This window comes from Bacillus sp. IBL03825, assembly GCF_024712505.1.
In the GTDB taxonomy this organism is placed as follows: domain Bacteria; phylum Bacillota; class Bacilli; order Bacillales; family Bacillaceae_G; genus Bacillus_A; species Bacillus_A wiedmannii.
This window is the reverse complement of sequence record NZ_JAMXKE010000001.1, coordinates 4,798,101-4,817,500: the sequence shown is the minus strand read 5'-3', so window position 1 is coordinate 4,817,500 and position 19,400 is coordinate 4,798,101. Positions and strand designations below refer to the sequence as shown.

9 protein-coding genes, 22 tRNA genes and 2 rRNA genes (1 of these 33 only partly in view) are annotated in these 19,400 nt (G+C 40.5%); 30 read left to right on the top strand and 3 right to left on the bottom strand.

Annotated elements, in window-relative coordinates; genetic code table 11:
• The 24 genes from NHG49_RS24880 to NHG49_RS24765 all read left to right on the top strand — a co-directional run.
• Positions 1 to 2,434 (top strand): 23S ribosomal RNA (locus tag NHG49_RS24880) (it extends 488 nt beyond the left edge of the window).
• A gap of 102 nt (positions 2,435 to 2,536) precedes the next feature.
• Positions 2,537 to 2,652 (top strand): 5S ribosomal RNA (rrf, locus tag NHG49_RS24875).
• Positions 2,653 to 2,656: 4 nt separating this feature from the next.
• Positions 2,657 to 2,732, top strand: a tRNA-Val gene (locus NHG49_RS24870).
• Between the two features lie 4 nt (positions 2,733 to 2,736).
• Positions 2,737 to 2,812: transfer RNA gene (locus tag NHG49_RS24865), tRNA-Thr, on the top strand.
• 10 nt (positions 2,813 to 2,822) lie between these two features.
• Positions 2,823 to 2,898, top strand: a tRNA-His gene (locus tag NHG49_RS24860).
• A gap of 20 nt (positions 2,899 to 2,918) precedes the next feature.
• Positions 2,919 to 2,999 (top strand) — tRNA-Leu (locus NHG49_RS24855).
• Positions 3,000 to 3,028: 29 nt separating this feature from the next.
• Positions 3,029 to 3,103 (top strand) — tRNA-Gly (locus NHG49_RS24850).
• Between the two features lie 16 nt (positions 3,104 to 3,119).
• A tRNA-Leu gene (locus tag NHG49_RS24845) sits at positions 3,120 to 3,208 on the top strand.
• 3 nt (positions 3,209 to 3,211) lie between these two features.
• Positions 3,212 to 3,285, top strand: a tRNA-Arg gene (locus tag NHG49_RS24840).
• Between the two features lie 10 nt (positions 3,286 to 3,295).
• Positions 3,296 to 3,369, top strand: a tRNA-Pro gene (locus tag NHG49_RS24835).
• 14 nt (positions 3,370 to 3,383) lie between these two features.
• A tRNA-Ala gene (locus NHG49_RS24830) sits at positions 3,384 to 3,456 on the top strand.
• Positions 3,457 to 3,476: 20 nt separating this feature from the next.
• Positions 3,477 to 3,553: transfer RNA gene (locus NHG49_RS24825), tRNA-Met, on the top strand.
• Between the two features lie 4 nt (positions 3,554 to 3,557).
• Positions 3,558 to 3,634 (top strand) — tRNA-Ile (locus tag NHG49_RS24820).
• 17 nt (positions 3,635 to 3,651) lie between these two features.
• Positions 3,652 to 3,744 (top strand) — tRNA-Ser (locus NHG49_RS24815).
• Between the two features lie 27 nt (positions 3,745 to 3,771).
• Positions 3,772 to 3,848: transfer RNA gene (locus NHG49_RS24810), tRNA-Met, on the top strand.
• Between the two features lie 3 nt (positions 3,849 to 3,851).
• Positions 3,852 to 3,927 (top strand) — tRNA-Asp (locus tag NHG49_RS24805).
• Between the two features lie 14 nt (positions 3,928 to 3,941).
• Positions 3,942 to 4,017, top strand: a tRNA-Phe gene (locus NHG49_RS24800).
• Positions 4,018 to 4,031: 14 nt separating this feature from the next.
• A tRNA-Thr gene (locus NHG49_RS24795) sits at positions 4,032 to 4,107 on the top strand.
• Positions 4,108 to 4,117: 10 nt separating this feature from the next.
• Positions 4,118 to 4,193: transfer RNA gene (locus NHG49_RS24790), tRNA-Lys, on the top strand.
• Between the two features lie 13 nt (positions 4,194 to 4,206).
• A tRNA-Gly gene (locus NHG49_RS24785) sits at positions 4,207 to 4,277 on the top strand.
• A gap of 10 nt (positions 4,278 to 4,287) precedes the next feature.
• Positions 4,288 to 4,364, top strand: a tRNA-Ile gene (locus NHG49_RS24780).
• A 7-nt stretch (positions 4,365 to 4,371) separates the two neighbouring features.
• Positions 4,372 to 4,446 (top strand) — tRNA-Asn (locus NHG49_RS24775).
• A gap of 6 nt (positions 4,447 to 4,452) precedes the next feature.
• Positions 4,453 to 4,543 (top strand) — tRNA-Ser (locus NHG49_RS24770).
• 5 nt (positions 4,544 to 4,548) lie between these two features.
• A tRNA-Glu gene (locus NHG49_RS24765) sits at positions 4,549 to 4,620 on the top strand.
• A gap of 163 nt (positions 4,621 to 4,783) precedes the next feature.
• Here NHG49_RS24765 and NHG49_RS24760 read toward each other — a convergent pair.
• On the bottom strand, positions 4,784 to 6,007 hold the full coding sequence (locus NHG49_RS24760) for an MFS transporter (protein ID WP_098101801.1): 1,224 nt from the start codon (positions 6,005 to 6,007) through the stop codon (positions 4,784 to 4,786).
• 324 nt (positions 6,008 to 6,331) lie between these two features.
• Between NHG49_RS24760 and NHG49_RS24755 the strand changes: the two genes are divergently transcribed.
• Together NHG49_RS24755 and NHG49_RS24750 are read left to right on the top strand one after the other, a co-directional pair.
• Positions 6,332 to 6,931, top strand: a complete 600-nt coding sequence (locus NHG49_RS24755; RefSeq protein ID WP_064474430.1) for a TetR/AcrR family transcriptional regulator — start codon at positions 6,332 to 6,334, stop codon at positions 6,929 to 6,931.
• 400 nt (positions 6,932 to 7,331) lie between these two features.
• Positions 7,332 to 8,276 carry an L-lactate dehydrogenase gene (locus NHG49_RS24750; protein WP_000715344.1) on the top strand — a complete coding sequence of 315 codons (945 nt, stop codon included), beginning with the start codon at positions 7,332 to 7,334 and terminating at the stop codon, positions 8,274 to 8,276.
• Positions 8,277 to 8,447: 171 nt separating this feature from the next.
• Here NHG49_RS24750 and NHG49_RS24745 read toward each other — a convergent pair whose 3' ends face one another.
• Positions 8,448 to 12,671 (bottom strand): S8 family serine peptidase, encoded by a 4,224-nt coding sequence (locus NHG49_RS24745; RefSeq protein WP_258126629.1) that lies wholly within the window; start codon positions 12,669 to 12,671, stop codon positions 8,448 to 8,450.
• 32 nt (positions 12,672 to 12,703) lie between these two features.
• Positions 12,704 to 13,309: a CalY family protein gene (locus NHG49_RS24740; protein ID WP_064474432.1), complete on the bottom strand. Its 606-nt coding sequence runs from the start codon at positions 13,307 to 13,309 to the stop codon at positions 12,704 to 12,706.
• Positions 13,310 to 13,781: 472 nt separating this feature from the next.
• Here NHG49_RS24740 and glgB point away from each other — a divergent pair, with 472 nt between their 5' ends.
• From glgB to glgA, 4 genes are all read left to right on the top strand, one after another.
• The gene (gene glgB, locus NHG49_RS24735; protein WP_098110811.1) at positions 13,782 to 15,719 is read left to right on the top strand and encodes a 1,4-alpha-glucan branching protein GlgB; all 1,938 of its coding nucleotides are present in this window, start codon (positions 13,782 to 13,784) and stop codon (positions 15,717 to 15,719) included.
• Complete coding sequence (gene glgC / locus NHG49_RS24730; protein ID WP_000057613.1) at positions 15,667 to 16,797, top strand: glucose-1-phosphate adenylyltransferase; 1,131 nt, start codon at positions 15,667 to 15,669, stop codon at positions 16,795 to 16,797. The genes glgB and glgC overlap by 53 nt, the downstream gene beginning before the upstream one ends.
• Positions 16,798 to 16,815: 18 nt before the next feature.
• Positions 16,816 to 17,850: a glucose-1-phosphate adenylyltransferase subunit GlgD gene (gene glgD / locus NHG49_RS24725; protein WP_098101795.1), complete on the top strand. Its 1,035-nt coding sequence runs from the start codon at positions 16,816 to 16,818 to the stop codon at positions 17,848 to 17,850.
• 113 nt (positions 17,851 to 17,963) lie between these two features.
• Entirely contained in the window at positions 17,964 to 19,394 is a 1,431-nt protein-coding gene (gene glgA, locus NHG49_RS24720) for a glycogen synthase GlgA (protein ID WP_149173700.1), read from the top strand.
• The last annotated feature ends 6 nt before the right edge of the window (positions 19,395 to 19,400 follow it).

Genomic DNA, 19,400 nt, shown 5'->3' with positions numbered 1-19,400 from the left:
GATCGATAGTGAACCAGTACCGTGAGGGAAAGGTGAAAAGCACCCCGGAAGGGGAGTGAAAGAGATCCTGAAACCGTGTGCCTACAAATAGTCAGAGCCCGTTAATGGGTGATGGCGTGCCTTTTGTAGAATGAACCGGCGAGTTACGATCCCGTGCGAGGTTAAGCTGAAGAGGCGGAGCCGCAGCGAAAGCGAGTCTGAATAGGGCGTTTAGTACGTGGTCGTAGACCCGAAACCAGGTGATCTACCCATGTCCAGGGTGAAGTTCAGGTAACACTGAATGGAGGCCCGAACCCACGCACGTTGAAAAGTGCGGGGATGAGGTGTGGGTAGCGGAGAAATTCCAATCGAACCTGGAGATAGCTGGTTCTCCCCGAAATAGCTTTAGGGCTAGCCTTAAGTGTAAGAGTCTTGGAGGTAGAGCACTGATTGAACTAGGGGTCCTCATCGGATTACCGAATTCAGTCAAACTCCGAATGCCAATGACTTATCCTTAGGAGTCAGACTGCGAGTGATAAGATCCGTAGTCAAGAGGGAAACAGCCCAGATCGCCAGCTAAGGTCCCAAAGTGTGTATTAAGTGGAAAAGGATGTGGAGTTGCTTAGACAACTAGGATGTTGGCTTAGAAGCAGCCACCATTTAAAGAGTGCGTAATAGCTCACTAGTCGAGTGACTCTGCGCCGAAAATGTACCGGGGCTAAATACACCACCGAAGCTGCGAATTGATACCAATGGTATCAGTGGTAGGGGAGCGTTCTAAGTGCAGTGAAGTCAGACCGGAAGGACTGGTGGAGCGCTTAGAAGTGAGAATGCCGGTATGAGTAGCGAAAGACGGGTGAGAATCCCGTCCACCGAATGCCTAAGGTTTCCTGAGGAAGGCTCGTCCGCTCAGGGTTAGTCAGGACCTAAGCCGAGGCCGACAGGCGTAGGCGATGGACAACAGGTTGATATTCCTGTACCACCTCTTTATCGTTTGAGCAATGGAGGGACGCAGAAGGATAGAAGAAGCGTGCGATTGGTTGTGCACGTCCAAGCAGTTAGGCTGATAAGTAGGCAAATCCGCTTATCGTGAAGGCTGAGCTGTGATGGGGAAGCTCCTTATGGAGCGAAGTCTTTGATTCCCCGCTGCCAAGAAAAGCTTCTAGCGAGATAAAAGGTGCCTGTACCGCAAACCGACACAGGTAGGCGAGGAGAGAATCCTAAGGTGTGCGAGAGAACTCTGGTTAAGGAACTCGGCAAAATGACCCCGTAACTTCGGGAGAAGGGGTGCTTTCTTAACGGAAAGCCGCAGTGAATAGGCCCAAGCGACTGTTTAGCAAAAACACAGGTCTCTGCGAAGCCGTAAGGCGAAGTATAGGGGCTGACACCTGCCCGGTGCTGGAAGGTTAAGGAGAGGGGTTAGCGTAAGCGAAGCTCTGAACTGAAGCCCCAGTAAACGGCGGCCGTAACTATAACGGTCCTAAGGTAGCGAAATTCCTTGTCGGGTAAGTTCCGACCCGCACGAAAGGTGTAACGATTTGGGCACTGTCTCAACCAGAGACTCGGTGAAATTATAGTACCTGTGAAGATGCAGGTTACCCGCGACAGGACGGAAAGACCCCGTGGAGCTTTACTGTAGCCTGATATTGAATTTTGGTACATTTTGTACAGGATAGGCGGGAGCCATTGAAACCGGAGCGCTAGCTTCGGTGGAGGCGCTGGTGGGATACCGCCCTGAATGTATTGAAATTCTAACCTACGGGTCTTATCGACCCGGGAGACAGTGTCAGGTGGGCAGTTTGACTGGGGCGGTCGCCTCCTAAAGTGTAACGGAGGCGCCCAAAGGTTCCCTCAGAATGGTTGGAAATCATTCGTAGAGTGCAAAGGCATAAGGGAGCTTGACTGCGAGACCTACAAGTCGAGCAGGGACGAAAGTCGGGCTTAGTGATCCGGTGGTTCCGCATGGAAGGGCCATCGCTCAACGGATAAAAGCTACCCCGGGGATAACAGGCTTATCTCCCCCAAGAGTCCACATCGACGGGGAGGTTTGGCACCTCGATGTCGGCTCATCGCATCCTGGGGCTGTAGTCGGTCCCAAGGGTTGGGCTGTTCGCCCATTAAAGCGGTACGCGAGCTGGGTTCAGAACGTCGTGAGACAGTTCGGTCCCTATCCGTCGTGGGCGTAGGAAATTTGAGAGGAGCTGTCCTTAGTACGAGAGGACCGGGATGGACGCACCGCTGGTGTACCAGTTGTTCTGCCAAGGGCATAGCTGGGTAGCTATGTGCGGAAGGGATAAGTGCTGAAAGCATCTAAGCATGAAGCCCCCCTCAAGATGAGATTTCCCATAGCGTAAGCTAGTAAGATCCCTGAAAGATGATCAGGTTGATAGGTTCGAGGTGGAAGCATGGTGACATGTGGAGCTGACGAATACTAATAGATCGAGGACTTAACCATATAATATGAAGCAAACGTTATCTAGTTTTGAAGGAATATAAAAAACTTGTTGACTTTAAAAGTTAAATAAGTTACAATGATTCTTGTCTTAAATGAATACAGTCTGGTAATGATGGCAGAGAGGTCACACCCGTTCCCATACCGAACACGGAAGTTAAGCTCTCTAGCGCCGATGGTAGTTGGGACCTTGTCCCTGTGAGAGTAGGACGTTGCCAGGCAAATGGAGGATTAGCTCAGCTGGGAGAGCACCTGCCTTACAAGCAGGGGGTCGGCGGTTCGATCCCGTCATCCTCCACCATTTAGCCGACTTAGCTCAATTGGTAGAGCAACTGACTTGTAATCAGTAGGTTGGGGGTTCAAGTCCTCTAGTCGGCACCAGAAAATCATGGCGGTTGTGGCGAAGTGGTTAACGCACCGGATTGTGGCTCCGGCATTCGTGGGTTCGATTCCCATCAGTCGCCCCATTTTTCTTAAAAATTAATATGCGGGTGTGGCGGAACTGGCAGACGCACTAGACTTAGGATCTAGCGCCTTTGGCGTGGGGGTTCGACTCCCTTCACCCGCACTTTTAATAAAATAACTCATACATGTCTTGCGGAAGTAGTTCAGTGGTAGAATACAACCTTGCCAAGGTTGGGGTCGCGGGTTCGAATCCCGTCTTCCGCTCCAATTTTCAATATGACATGCCGGGGTGGCGGAACAGGCAGACGCACAGGACTTAAAATCCTGCGGTGGGTGACCACCGTGCGGGTTCGACCCCCGCCCTCGGCACCATATGCGCCCGTAGCTCAATTGGATAGAGCGTTTGACTACGGATCAAGAGGTTAGGGGTTCGACTCCTCTCGGGCGCGCTTTTATTAACGGGAAGTGGCTCAGCTTGGTAGAGCACCTGGTTTGGGACCAGGGGGTCGCAGGTTCAAATCCTGTCTTCCCGATTTTCCAAAAACATGGGGCCTTAGCTCAGCTGGGAGAGCGCCTGCCTTGCACGCAGGAGGTCAGCGGTTCGATCCCGCTAGGCTCCACTTATTTTAATATCTTTTATGGCGGTGTAGCTCAGCTGGCTAGAGCGTACGGTTCATACCCGTGAGGTCGGGGGTTCGATCCCCTCCGCCGCTACCATAAAGGACCTTTAGCTCAGCTGGTTAGAGCAGACGGCTCATAACCGTCCGGTCGTAGGTTCGAGTCCTACAAGGTCCACCACTAAAGCTTTATATCTCGGAGGTATACCCAAGTTCGGCTGAAGGGATCGGTCTTGAAAACCGACAGGCGGCGAGAGTCGCGCGGGGGTTCGAATCCCTCTACCTCCTCCATTTTTTCTAAATTAAATATTTTATCATCGCGGGGTGGAGCAGCACGGTAGCTCGTCGGGCTCATAACCCGAAGGTCGCAGGTTCAAATCCTGTCCCCGCAACCAAATGGTCCCGTGGTGTAGTGGTTAACATGCCTGCCTGTCACGCAGGAGATCGCCGGTTCGACCCCGGTCGGGACCGCCATTTTTTTACATAAAGGCTCGGTAGCTCAGTCGGTAGAGCAGAGGACTGAAAATCCTCGTGTCGGCGGTTCGATTCCGTCCCGAGCCACCATTTTGAAGTCGCAAGCCGACTTAGCTCAACTGGTAGAGCAACTGACTTGTAATCAGTAGGTTGGGGGTTCAAGTCCTCTAGTCGGCACCACTTTCAAAATGAGCCATTAGCTCAGTTGGTAGAGCATCTGACTTTTAATCAGAGGGTCGAAGGTTCGAATCCTTCATGGCTCACCATTTACAATTTAATGCGGGTGTAGTTTAGTGGTAAAACAAGAGCCTTCCAAGCTCTGGTCGAGAGTTCGATTCTCTTCACCCGCTTTTCAATTATGGGCCTATAGCTCAGCTGGTTAGAGCGCACGCCTGATAAGCGTGAGGTCGATGGTTCGAGTCCATTTAGGCCCACCATAATTATTCCGCAGTAGCTCAGTGGTAGAGCTATCGGCTGTTAACCGATCGGTCGTAGGTTCGAGTCCTACCTGCGGAGCCATATTATAGAGAAGTACCCAAGTGGCTCAAGGGGCTCCCCTGCTAAGGGAGTAGATCGCGAACGCGGTGCGAGGGTTCGAATCCCTTCTTCTCTGCCAGAATTGGCCCGTTGGTCAAGTGGTTAAGACACCGCCCTTTCACGGCGGTAACACGGGTTCGAATCCCGTACGGGTCATACTAAAAGAGATAGCATAATCTGCTATCTCTTTTTTGTTGTTTATAAATATAGAGGAAGCTATAACAGATTATAAATAATAAGTTTAAAAAGTTATATTAATTTAAATAGGATTACCTCTCCTTACACATAAGAAGAGGTAATCCTATTTTTTGAATATGTTTTAACTCTCTGCTGAATGCCCATCCGGTTTCATAACAGCATGACTATATGCGGAGTGGAGAGTTTTGTATCCTAAAAGTGCAATAGTTAAGGCAAGGCCTCCTGCTATAATAGCAACACTAAACCCTGCACGAGCTCCAAAGTTATCAATAACTAAACCAGCTACTGCTGATCCTAGAGAGACTCCAATACCAAGTCCTGTAATTGCCCAAGTCATTCCTTCAGTTATTTTTGATTCAGGTACGATTTTTTCCACAAGCCCCATAGTAATAATCATAGTAGGAGCGACAGATAACCCTGCAAAGAAAACAATAACTACTAGCCAAGTAATAGTGCTTACGAGAACTAGTGGCAGCATTGTTATCATGGAAAGTGTGACTGCTATTAAAAACTGATTATAGGGTGGAGTATTGAGTTTAAGAGTACCGAAAATTAGACCTGCAAGGCATGAACCGATTGCATAGACAGAAAGCACAAAGCTAGCAGCTACTGTGTTTCCTTGCTGTTCAGCAAAAGCTACACTAACGACATCTATTGTGCCGAAGATAGTGCCTATAGCAATGAGTGTGAATACTAGTACTCGCAAAGAACCAATTTTAAATACTGTTCCTTTGTTTGTAATGTCATGAGGGTGCACAGGCGGTTCTGTGCTTTTTTGCATGGTGAATAGGCATACCCCAATTGTGAGAAAAACAGATGATAAAAGTGGTCCGGCTTCTGGGAAGAACATAACACTTAAACTGACAGATAATACAGGACCAATTATGAAGCAAATTTCGTCGACGACCGATTCAAAGGAAAATACTGTATGCAATTTGTGGGATCCACGGTATAGTTTAGTCCAACGCGCACGTACCATAGCTGACATGTTTGGCATACAACCTGCACATAAGGCGGATAGAAATAGTGTCCAATAAGGAGCTTCATATTTCGTACATAGAAGTAAGAGGATCGTAAAGAAAACACTGATACCTGCAGTCGGAAGAAGTATGCGAGATTGCCCTAATTGATCGGCCATACGAGAAATATGAGGAGCTAGTAAAGCAGATGATAATGTAAAGGTGGCTGCAACAGCTCCAGCAAGCCAATAGTCACCACGTAACTGAGATAACATTGTAACAATACCAATACCCATCATTGATATGGGCATCCGAGCTATAAATCCTGCTAATGAGAATCCTTTTGTACCAGGAGTACTGAAAATCTCACGGTAGGAATTAAACATGATAATCACCAAAGTATTTGACGTTTACATATACATTCTTCATTCTTTTAACTCCTCCTCTGTTTCATTAATACCTTCTATAAAAAGGGACAGTGAGTCAATGTAGGATATAGGTAAGAAGTTATACTATCTTGTAAGCTAGAAATAATTGACATACGCACCATATGCCAATATCCGTATTAACATACGGAGCGTATGTCAATTTAAATGTTTTATCTCTAGATAGAGAGCTGACGTTTAAAGGAGTTATTCTTTTACATAGAGAACGGTACTATAATGCAATTCATTTTTAATAAAGAGGATGAATAGAAGTAGGAGGAAAAGATGATTAAAAAAACAAGAGCAGAAATGATCACTGAAACACGTGCTAAATTGCTGAGTGCAGCAAGAGAGGCTTTTGGTACAGTTGGATATGTAAATACGTCTATGGATGATTTTACAGCATCTGTCGGTTTAACACGTGGTGCAATTTATCATCATTTTGGTGATAAAAAAGGATTGTTAGAAGCGGTTGTAAAAGAAATTGACATGGAAATGGATAATAAATTAGGGGAAGTATCAGATGAGGCCGAAGGAAAATGGGAAGGATTTGTTGGGCGTTGTCGTGCGTATTTAACAATGGCACTTAATCCAGAAATTCAGCGAATCGTACTTCGAGATGCACCGGCAGTATTAGGAACTAGTTATTATCAATCATCACAGTCGAAATGTTTAACGACGATGGCGGAGATACTTCAACAATTAATGAAGGACTCTATTATTGAAAAGACGGACTGTGAGGCTTTAGCAAGATTCATAAATGGCGGACTAGTGGACCTTGCTTGTTGGATTGCGAATTCTGAAGATGCAGAGATGCAGTTGTCTAAAGCTTTGCATAGCCTATCACTTATATTGGATGGTTTATTACTAGAAAAGAATGCATGATTTTAACGGATATTCTTTTTATTAATATACAGTAATGGTTAAAAGGGAGGTGTTAAAGTATATGCTAATCCATTTAGTTCATCGTATTCTATATAAGCTAATTGACGTCCATCTTGTAAGGGGATGATGTGATCAGTCAGTTTAATCTTATAATGTGATTACATTTTTATTCACAATCTAAAGAAAACACCTAATTTGGTATGGATTCCACACCTATTCCATCAACTTTACACTCTATGTGAAAAAGTTCACAAATAGGTCATAATTTGTGAAGTAATTCACAATGATACGTGCTACAATATGAATGTAAAGAAGTTAAACAACATTAAATTAGTATTTTAATTAATTACTTAAACAATCATAAAAAAATATATGTGAACAATAGAGAGGGGAAATTAACATGAAAAAAGGTATCAATCGTGTAGTATTAGTAGGAACAGGAGCTGTAGGTTGTAGTTACGCTTACTCAATGATCAACCAAGGTGTAGCTGAAGAATTCGTATTAGTAGATGTTAATGAAGCAAAAGCAGAAGGGGAAGCAATGGACTTAAGCCATGCGGTACCATTCTCTCCATCACCAACAAAAGTTTGGAGCGGTAGCTATGCAGATTGTAAAGATGCAGATCTAGTTGTTATCACTGCTGGATTACCACAAAAGCCAGGTGAAACTCGTTTAGACTTAGTTGAGAAAAATACAAAGATCTTTAAACAAATCGTTCGCGGCATTATGGATAGCGGATTCGATGGAATTTTCTTAATCGCTACAAACCCAGTTGATATTTTAACTTACGTAACTTGGAAAGAATCTGGTTTACCAAAAGAGCGCGTAATCGGTTCTGGTACTACTTTAGACTCTGCTCGTTTCCGTTACATGTTAGGTGACTACTTAGATGTAGATCCACGTAACGTTCATGCTTACATCGTTGGTGAACACGGTGACACTGAACTTCCAGTATGGAGCCACGCTACTATCGGTGTACAAAAACTAGAAACAATCTTAGCTAACAACGAACAGTACAAACAAGAAGACTTAGATAAAATCTTCGAAAACGTACGTGATGCAGCTTACCATATCATCGAGCGTAAAGGTGCAACTTACTACGGAATCGGTATGTCACTACTTCGTGTAACTAAAGCAATCTTAAGCAACGAGAACAGCGTATTAACTGTATCTGCATATCTTGAAGGACAATATGGTGAGAAAGATGCTTTCGTAGGTGTTCCAGCTGTTATTAACCGCGAAGGTGTACGTGAGATCGTAGAACTTGAGCTAAATGAAGATGAAAAAGCGAAATTCGCTCATTCTGTAAAAGTATTAAAAGAAACAATGGCACCAGTACTATAATAATTGTTAAACCATTCAGAGGCGGGACACTGCTTCCTACCTCTGAATTCATATAATTTAATATAAATTCCTTTTCCGGTTTCCCTTGTATATCCCCAATATACCCCTTTTGCTGGATAAGGGTCGTTTATAGAAAAGAGCACTCTACTTTATATAGAGTGCTCTTTATTATTATTTTTTAGGCGTTAATCCTAATTTCTTTAAAATATCTGCAAGTGTACCGCTTTTTGATTTTTCAACAGGTGTTTTTGAGTTAGATGCATCTGGACCTTTCTTCAAGAAGTTCTTTTCAACGAAGCGAATATCTTTTTCGTCGACAATACCATCTTTGTTAAGGTCACCGTCTTTTACAGACAGTCCTTTTTTATCATAGTTGCTAGCGATAATTTCTGCATCTTTAATATCAATTACTTTATCTCCGTTTACATCACCTGCAAGGCTTTCATCAAGGCGTGCATAATAATATTGGCCAAGTAGCTTACCATCTTTTTCAGTACCTAATTTCGTTGTTAGTCGGCTTGTTAAATGCCCTGGAATCTCCACGTATAAGTTGTAGTCGCGTTTATTAACAGGAAGTCCATTCAGTTTGAAGTAACCGTATTTATCAAGTGAGCCTTCAAACTTATGACGGTAAGAATCTGTTGCATATACTTTTACGCCAAGCTTTGTATAATCGAATTTCTCATCTAAATAGCCACGTTCATTTAAGAATGCACCAGGTTTAATATTGCCTTCTGCTAGTGAGTTTAAAGACATTACTGAGAATGTTTGATCTTGAAGTACACGCATTCTGTTTGGCTCTGATTCACCTTGTTTCCAGTAAGCAAACACTGCTAAATCTAATTGAGCATTTGCTTCATAAAATTCATCATTTTCTACTTTGAAAGTTACATCAATGAACGGGAAATCACCATCTAACCCAGCAAAGTTTTTGTCATCGATAGCTCCGCCTACTGTGACAGAACCTTCTTCTAATTTAGGTTCATTCACTTTTGCCGTTCCCCCTTTTTCAGAAAGGAGCTTTTCAAAAGCAGGATTCAATTTCGCATTTGCAAATTTGAAGTTCTTCTCTAGGAATTTTACGTTAAATTCTCCAGATATAAATTGTTTCACATGTTTGGCGTTTAGCGTCACAGTGAATTCATCATCTTTATATAATTCCTTTTTATCGTAACTAGCTTTTGCATATTGAGCGCCTTGCGGGATAAACCAATAGTTATTTACACCGCTTGGGTAGTCAGGACCTGCAGTTGCATAATCGAAAATATATACGCCTGTATTCATTGGGCCTTCCACCTTAAAGGATTCAGGAGTAATGCCAACTTTAAAGTCACCATTTGCATTAATAGGCAAAAACTTATGCAAGTATGGAGAATAATCATAGTACATAACACCATTCGCTTCTTGCGTAATGTTAAATCCTTTTCCTTTTAAGTAGTCAACGTTAGAATCATATACATTTCCTTTAATCCATAGTGCTTTTTTACCGTCTTCTACTGTATAGTTTTCTTCATTTAATTCATAAATACCAGGCTGTAATCCAGTTAATTTCACTTCTGGCGGTGTATTATCAATTACGACATAATCACCTTTCACACGTGCTTTTCCGGCTTTATCATAGCCAACAAACTCAATTGTGTAATCACCTTCTGGTAAGTCGATTTTCTCATCACCAATTGGTTTTGCAGGATCATTTGTAAAAGGATACACTCTGCCGTTAAAGAATGAATCTAAGTAGTAATACACGTCCGTTTTTAGTCCACTCGTGTTTAACATTCCGATGAAGCCAAGCGCTTTATTTGTTTTTGAATCTTTCACGATAAGGTCTAACGTCTCCAGTTCGCTGTTTAATTGGAATGCCCCGTGCAAATACGATTCACGGTATGGATTGAATTTAGATGTATCAGTTGAGATTGTTTTTCTTGATAACAGTGCATTTTCAATACCAGGCTCTGATACACGAATAGAGAACGGAATTTGATATGTTTCTTCTTTATTTTTCGTATTTGTAATATGAATATATCCTTCATATCGGCCTTGCTTTGCACCAGCTGGAATATTGATTTTTGCTTCAATTTCATCTGATTTTCCAGCATCAATTGTAATTGTTTCAGAAGTAGAAACTTTTACACCGTTTGCGGTAGCATCGTTAATAGCAGAAGATGCTGGTGTATAAGAAATTTCTGTTTTAAATTCTTTCTTCTCTTGTTTATTGCGATTTTCAACTTTAATTTTTCGTTTTTGTTCAAGAGATTCCCCATCTTTTTGATAGTATTTACCGAATGCAATGGATCCAGTTTCTTCGGGTACTTCAATCACTTCATCGTTTACAATCGTTTTTGTCGTATCTAACACTTTAAAACTTGTTTCAGTGTGAACAGAGTTATAAGCATCTACTCTTCCAGCTCCCACTTCATATACGGAATACTTTTCTTTTAAATCATCAGCAGTGTTCATAAGAGACGCTTTTACATCGAATGGAGAGTATTCTGGGTGTTCTTGTAAAATAAGAGCAGCAACGCCAGCGATATGTGGAGATGCCATAGATGTTCCTTGCATACGTTCATAGGAAACATCGTAGTTTTCACCTTCTTGTGGGTCGTTAATATATTCCGGTACCGTTGAAAGTACCGCAACACCAGGCGCTGTAATATCAGGTTTAATATCATCATTTGATGTAACAGGACCGCGTGAGCTAAAGTCTGCAAGATGATCGCCTTCTGTTTGAATGTAATTGATTTCATCGAAAGTTAAGGATGTTTTGCCTTGTTCGATTTGAGCTTTTAGTTTTTCGCCATCTTCTTTCGTTAGGCGGAATGCAGGAATGTATTTTGTGCTTTCGCCAATGTAGTTAGGAATTTCTCCATCCACATTGTTATAAATAATAACTGCTGTTGCACCAGCTTGTTTCGCATTTGCGATCTTTTCATCAAATGAAATTGTACCACGTGCAACGAGAGCGATTTTTCCTTTTACATCTTTTTTACTAAACTCGTCAGGAGTACCAATTCCTACAGATTCAATAGGGAGAGATTTTCCTTTGAAATCTTCTATTTTATCAGTGAAGTTTTTGCCGAATAAAATTAGATTAGGGAATTGTAATTGTCCAGCATGACCTGATAGTTTCGGTAAGGAAATAGAGCTATCACTTGCTCCGACTGTAATAGCAAATGGAGAAGCGCCTGGTGATCCGAGTGTTGCTGGATTTGGACCAGAGTTACCAGCAGCAACGACTGTAACAACGCCCGAAAGCATTGCATTATTGACAGCGATAGACGTTGGATCAAGCGGATTGTTGCTATCGTCACCTAACGATAAGTTAATGACGTTCATACCGTCAGAAATAGATTTATCGATTGCAGCAATAATACCGGAACTATCTCCGCTTCCATAAGGACCGAGTACTCGGTAGTTATACAGTTCAATGTCAGGTGCAACACCTTTTACTGCGGAATCTGATTTGTTTTTCTTTTGAGCAGAAACGATACCTGCTACGTGAGTACCATGCGCAGTGTAGAAGGAAGAACCGCGATCATCAAATTCAGGAGCACCAGATTGTTGCCACTCTGTATAAGTTGTTTCCATCGGATCTGCATCGTTATTAATAAAGTCCCAACCTTTTACGGAGTTTGGGTCTACCTTACTAGAATCTTCACCCGGTTTTGCGCGATAGCCTTTATACACGTCTTTTAAGTCGGGATGATTGTAATCAATACCTGTATCTAATACACCAACTTTAATTCCTTTTCCGGTAATGCCCTCGCTATGTAACTTATCTACCCCAATTTGTGGAATGCTATCTGTTAGTTTTTGAGGTGCTTTCTGCTCTGCTTGTTTTGGTAAATTTAGTTTCACTTCGTAATCTTTCCAAATACGTTTTACAACGCCAATTCGTAACAATTCTTCAACTGTATTGGCAGGTAATGTCAGCGCAACGCCATTTATAGCATGCTTATAAGAACGTTTAATTTGTACAGACTGGAAATTCCCTGATTTTACTGATGGGCTAAATTGATAAAGACGTTTGAGTCCTTTTTGGAATTCTTCATGTTCTTGATCAATACGTGCTTTTATATTTTTAGGAGCAGCTTGTAACCCTTTTTCTTTTTGCTTTAATTCATTAATCTTTACTGGAGCAGTTTGAAACTCTACAATGATATTTACTGGTTCAGAACTACTCGTATTAATATCTGGCGAAATAGTAAAACCAGGATTGGTATCTAACGTTTGTAATGCCTGACGTTGTTCTTTAGAAAGTTTTGATAGTAAAGACTGGACGCTGGAAGAGTCAATTTGGTTAATTGGGTTTTCAGCGAGAACATTGAACGGAAGGGCAGTTGAAAATAGAACGCCAGCCGTTACAATTCCGGTAACAAAACGATTTTTCTTTTTCATATATAGGCCTCCGATAATTTATATTTTAAAATTTATTTCTCCACGCCAGGTGTTTGCTCTGCATGGAATGTCCAGTTTAGCTGTAAGGAATCACCTTGGAATTTATTTTGATCCTGGTCGTTATCTTCAAAGGAGAAGAGCACATGTAAGGAATCTGTTTCACCAGATTTAATACCATCTATTAAGTTATGACGTTCTAGAGAAGTAGCTACATCTTCAGGTTTCATAGTTTTTAATTTTGATAGTTTTGTTTCCCACAAAATTTCATGATCATCGTTTGGATTAGATGGCTTTCCATCATTCACTAAAAATTTGACGATGATATGATCACCTAAATCTTCACCATCATTATTTTGCTTTGCATCTGTAACGTCATAGGATGTTTCAAGTGCTACTTTCGCAATATCCAATGATCCTTTGTTTTCAAGCTTGAAATTTCTTTCAATCAAATCGCCTGGTTTTAAATCTTTCACGTTAACGATTACACTTGGGTTAATAGAAAGATCTAGTGTACCAGCTTGGAATGAGTTACTAGATGTTTCAGCATCACTGAAATAGGCGAATACACCACCGAATGTAAGGGATAAGCCAAGTGAAGCTGTGACAACTCCCATTCCAACCTTTTGTTTTAATGACATAAGAAAGCCCCCTAGTTAAATTTTTTATAGCGACCGTTCGTAACAAGGATAAATAAGTAAACACAGTAGTCCACTATGAATTATAATTACGAAAGGTCGATGTTCTTTATTGAGAACAAGTATATGCTTATGAATTTTCCATTTCAATAAAATTATGACAAAAAAATGTTGAGAAACATTTTTTATGACAGATTATTTTGTGGCGATTTTAAGTGATAAATAGCGAGTAAAATAGGATAAATCTAATAAAATAAAGGTTGAGAAATAAATAATAGGATGAAAGACTAGTAGGAAATGAAGCGTTTGCAATGAATATTCGTCAAAATTCGATATTTTACACAGTAAATTTGAATATTTTAAGCGAAATTAAAGAAAAAAACGAATATTTTTTAAAAAATAACAAGGATATTTCAGTTTTTCGCAGAAATGATAAAGAGTAAAAAATTTCTGTCATCTTAGTGAGGTGAACATATTGGATGTAATAAATTGTGAAGAAGTGAAACGAGATGAGTTTCATACAGAAAAGTACTATGACAGTTATAACATCTTTGGGGCACATATTGTGACGGAAGATGGGATGCGAGGTGTACGATTCACAGTATGGGCTCCTCATGCGAAAGCAATGAGTGTTGTTGGAGATTTTAATGAATGGGATTATGAGCAACATAAGATGCTACAAGTGACAGAAGATGGGATTTGGTCCTTGTTTGTACCGCATATTGAAGAGAATGAGATATATAAGTATGCGATTGAAACGATGGACGGTGATGTGATTTTAAAAGCAGATCCTTACGCAGTATATGCAGAAGTAAGACCAAATACGGCATCTGTAGTTTTTGATATAGAGGGATATGAATGGAATGATAAAAACTGGATTCGTAAGAGAAAGAAAAAATCGATTTATAAAGAAGCGATGACAGTTTATGAATTACATTTCGGTTCTTGGAAAAAGAAAGAAGATGGCGCTCTGTATTCTTATAGAGAAATGGCCGAGGAGCTCATTCCGTATGTGGTGGAACATCAATTTACACATATTGAAATTATGCCGCTTGTTGAGCATCCATATGATCGTTCTTGGGGATATCAGGGGACGGGATATTATGCAGCGACAAGTAGATTCGGCACGCCACATGATTTGATGTATTTTGTCGATGAATGTCATAAATATGGAATCGGTGTCATTTTAGATTGGGTGCCGGGGCATTTTTGTAAAGATGCTCACGGTTTATATTTGTTTGATGGGACACCGACTTATGAATATAAAGATATAGATGTACAAGAAAACCTAGTATGGGGAACTGTTAATTTTGATTTAGGGAAGAGGGAAGTACGTAATTTCTTAATTTCAAATGCGTTATTTTGGATGAAGTATTTCCACATTGACGGTTTCAGGGTGGATGCAGTTGCGAACATGCTGTACTGGAATAAAGAAGGACAAGAGCAAAGTAATGAGCACGCTGTTTCATTTTTACGAGAGTTAAATGAAGCGGTGTTTGCAGAAGATGAAGATTTTCTTATGACAGCAGAAGATTCAACAGCTTGGCCACTTGTAACAGCTCCAACGTATGAAGGTGGGCTTGGATTCAATTACAAATGGAATATGGGCTGGATGAATGATGTGCTGAAATATATGGAGTGTGCGCCTGAGTATAGGAAGTATATTCATGAGAAAATGACGTTCTCTTTAATATATGCTTACTCTGAAAATTTCATATTACCGCTTTCTCATGATGAAGTCGTTCATGGGAAAAAGTCGTTATTAAATAAAATGCCAGGAGATTACTGGGATAAGTTTGCTCAACTTCGTTTATTATATGGATATTTCTTTACTCATCCAGGTAAGAAATTACTCTTTATGGGTGGAGAATTCGGGCAGTTTGATGAGTGGAAAGACCTTGAAGATTTAGATTGGAATTTACATGATTTTGAAATGCATCGTTATATGCATGATTACTTTAAAGAGCTCATAGCATTGTATAAGCGCTCCAAACCACTTTGGCAGCTTGATCATTCACCTGAAGGATTTCAGTGGATAGATGCTAATAATCATGAGCAAAGTATTTTCTCGTTTATCCGCCAAGGGGATAAACAAGAAGATGCGTTAGTTGTCGTATGTAATTTTACTAAAGCTACATATGAAAACTATAAAGTAGGCTTGCCAGATTTTGAGTATTATAACGAGATTTTAAACAGTGACGCTGAGCAATATGGCGGCTCGGGGCAAGTGAATAAGAAACGTCTCAAGACGATTCAAGAGCCGTATCATAATCAAGCGGCGCATGTAGAAATTACAATTCCACCATTTGGCGTATCCATATTACGACCAGTGAAGACGAGAAAGGGGAGCAAAAAACAAGATGGCTCAAAAACAAAAATGCGTAGCAATGTTACTAGCAGGGGGAAAAGGTAGTCGATTAAGTGCATTAACAAAAAATTTAGCCAAGCCAGCTGTTCCATTTGGTGGTAAATATCGCATTATTGATTTTACGCTAAGCAACTGTGCGAATTCTGGTATTGAAACAGTGGGGATTTTGACGCAATATCAACCACTTGAACTTCATAACTATATCGGAATCGGCAATGCTTGGGATTTAGACCGAGTAAGCGGTGGAGTCACAGTGTTACCTCCTTATGCAGAATCTTCAGGGGTGAAGTGGTACACAGGTACGGCAAGTGCCATTTATCAAAACTTAAACTATTTAAGTCAGTACGAACCAGAATATGTTCTGATTTTATCAGGCGACCATATTTATAAAATGGATTACAGTAAAATGCTAGATTACCATATTGAGAAAGAAGCGGACGTTTCGATTTCTGTTATTGAAGTGCCGTGGGATGAAGCGAGTCGTTTCGGTATTATGAATACGAACGAAGAGATGGAGATTGTTGAATTTGAAGAGAAACCGCAATTTCCAAGAAGTAATCTTGCATCAATGGGAATTTATATTTTTAACTGGGCAATTTTGAAAGAGTATTTAGAGATGGATGCAAGAAATCCTGAATCTAGTAATGATTTCGGAAAAGATGTACTTCCGCTTTTATTAGATGAAGGGAAAAAGCTGATGGCGTATCCGTTTGAAGGATATTGGAAAGATGTTGGAACGGTGAAGAGCTTATGGGAAGCGAATATGGATTTACTTCGCGATGAAACATCACTGAATTTAAATGATCGTAATTGGCGTATTTATTCTGTGAATCCAAATGAGCCACCTCAATATATTGCAGAAAAGGCAAAAGTAGAAGAATCACTTATTAACGAAGGATGCGTCATTGAAGGGGACGTGAAGCATTCTGTGTTATTCCAAGGGGTGACGGTGGAAGAAGGTAGTATGGTTATTGATTCGGTCGTTATGCCAGGAGCGAAGATTGGTAAAAATGTTGTGATTGAAAGAGCGATCGTTGGTTCGGAAATGGTTATTGAAGATGGAACAATTATTCGTCCAGAAAAAAATGTCGACGATGTAGTACTCATTGCTGAAGGGAAATAGAAAAGGGGGATGAAATGAATGGGAGAAAAAATGTTAGGAATTATTAATGCAACGGGAAGTTTTCCTTCCTTAAAGAAAGTAACAGGGCATCGTTCATTAGCGGCGTTACCGTTTGGGGGCCGTTACCGACTCATTGATTTCATGCTTTCAAATATGGTGAATTCTAATATTCATAGTGTAGCGGTTTTTACAAGTCATAAAAACCGTTCACTAATGGACCATGTTGGTTCAGGAAAACAGTGGGATTTAGATAGAAAAAGAGACGGATTGTTTTTATTCCCGCCAAATTGCCAATGTGACCAAGATGAATTTGGATCTTTTGCACATTTTAGAAGACATATTGATTATTTTTTAAGAGCTAGAGAAGAATACGTTGTTATTACGAATAGCCATCTCGTAACAGCATTAAATTTTCAAGCGGTGTTAGAGCGACATATACATACGGCAGCTGATATTACTGAAGTTTGCCATGAAGGGGTTTCGCTTCAAACATACGTGTTAAAGAAACAATTATTGTTAGATTTATTTGAGACATATAAAGATGTGGAGCAATACAGTTTATTTGATGTAGTGAGAGAAAAGCGCGGAAAATCACTGCATATTGCTACGTATGAGCATACAGGATATGTAGCTATTATTGATTCGATTGAAAGTTACTATAAACATAGCTTAGAAATTTTGCAGCCTGCTATTTGGAAGCAATTATTTAAGAAAGAAGCACCGATCTTTACGAAAGTAAAAGATGAACCACCAACTCGTTACCTGAAGGGTGCAGCCGTGAAAAATACAATGATTGCAAACGGCAGTATTATTGAAGGAGAAGTAGAAAATAGTGTTATCTCCCGTTCTGTTACAATTGGAAAAGGTTCAATTGTTCGTAATAGCATTATTATGCAAAAGAGCAAAATTGGAGATAACTGTATAATAGAAGGTGTTATTATTGATAAAGACGTGAAAATTGGTGACGGTGTTGTACTAAAAGGAAACGCCGATGATCCATATGTTGTAGAAAAAGGAAGCGTTCAAAGCAGTACGATTAATAGTTATTCTTAAAAGAATCAGTGGGGGTTTTTCCTCCACTGATTAAAGCATTCATTCAAATGAAAACTCGAAGGGAGGAAGCTGCAAGGGAAGTCGTATAAGCTTTTCGTGCAGTGGGACAACAAGTGAATATTTTATTTGCAGTATCAGAATGTGTACCATTTGTTAAATCGGGAGGATTAGCTGATGTAGCAGGTGCGCTCCCAAAAGAGCTGAAAAAATTAGGTGTGGACGTTCGCATTATACTTCCAAATTATAGTCTTATTCCGCAAAAATTAAGGGATGGATGTACGTTACATAAAGTAATTAACGTCCCGCTTGGGTGGAGAAATCAATATTGCGGAATTTTAAAAGGTGAGCAAGACGGGATTAAGTATTACTTAATAGATAATGAATATTATTTTAAGAGAGATTCTCTATATGGTCATTATGATGATGGAGAGCGTTTTTCTTATTTTTCGAAAGCAGTTTTAGAGTGTATTCCGCATCTTGATTTCGAAGTGGATGTTCTCCATAGCCACGATTGGCATACAGCTATGGTGAATTTCTTACTGCGTGAAAAGTATCAAGATAATCCATTATATGAGCATATTAAAACGGTGTATACGATTCATAACTTGCAGTTCCAAGGTGTATTTCCTCCTGAAGTGATGTACGACTTGTTAGAACTTGGTGACGAATATTTTCATAGTGAGCAGCTAGAGTTCTATGGAAATGTGAACTTTATGAAGGGCGGAATTATCGCTTCTGATCAAATTACAGCGGTTAGCCCGACATACAAAGAGGAAATTCAATATGAGTTTTTCGGTGAGAAGTTAGATGGATTGTTACGAAAAAATAATGGTAAGCTTAGCGGCATCGTAAATGGAATTGATACGAGCGTATATAATCCAGAAACGGATTCGTATATTACTGCTCAGTATGATGCAGAGTCATTAGAGGAAAAGAATGAAAATAAACGCGCCTTGCAGCGTTATTTTGGTTTGCCAGAAAAAGAAGATACACCAATTATTTCAATGGTAACGAGATTAACGAAGCAAAAAGGTCTTGATTTAGTACGTACTGTATTCCGCGAAATAATGGAGGAAGATGTGCAATGTATTATTTTAGGATCAGGTGATTCTGAATATGAACAATTCTTTGAGTGGATGGCATACGAGTATCCTGAGAAGGTAAAAGTGTATATCGGATTTAATGAAGAACTAGCCCACCAAGTGTATGCAGGAAGTGATTTATTCTTAATGCCATCACTATTTGAACCGTGTGGACTTGGACAACTTATCGCATTAGCGTACGGTACAATTCCGATTGTAAGAGAGACAGGCGGATTAAATGATACTGTACAATCTTATGACGAAGAAACTGGAGAAGGAAATGGTTTCAGTTTCACGAACTTTAATGCACATGACATGTTGCACACGGTTCTTCGTGCAATTGAATTTTATCATGATAAACCGGTGTGGGAGCAGCTTGTAAAACAAGCGATGACTGAAGATTATAGCTGGGAGAAATCAGCTCTTGCCTATAAGAAATTGTATAAAAGTCTCATGGAATAACATGTA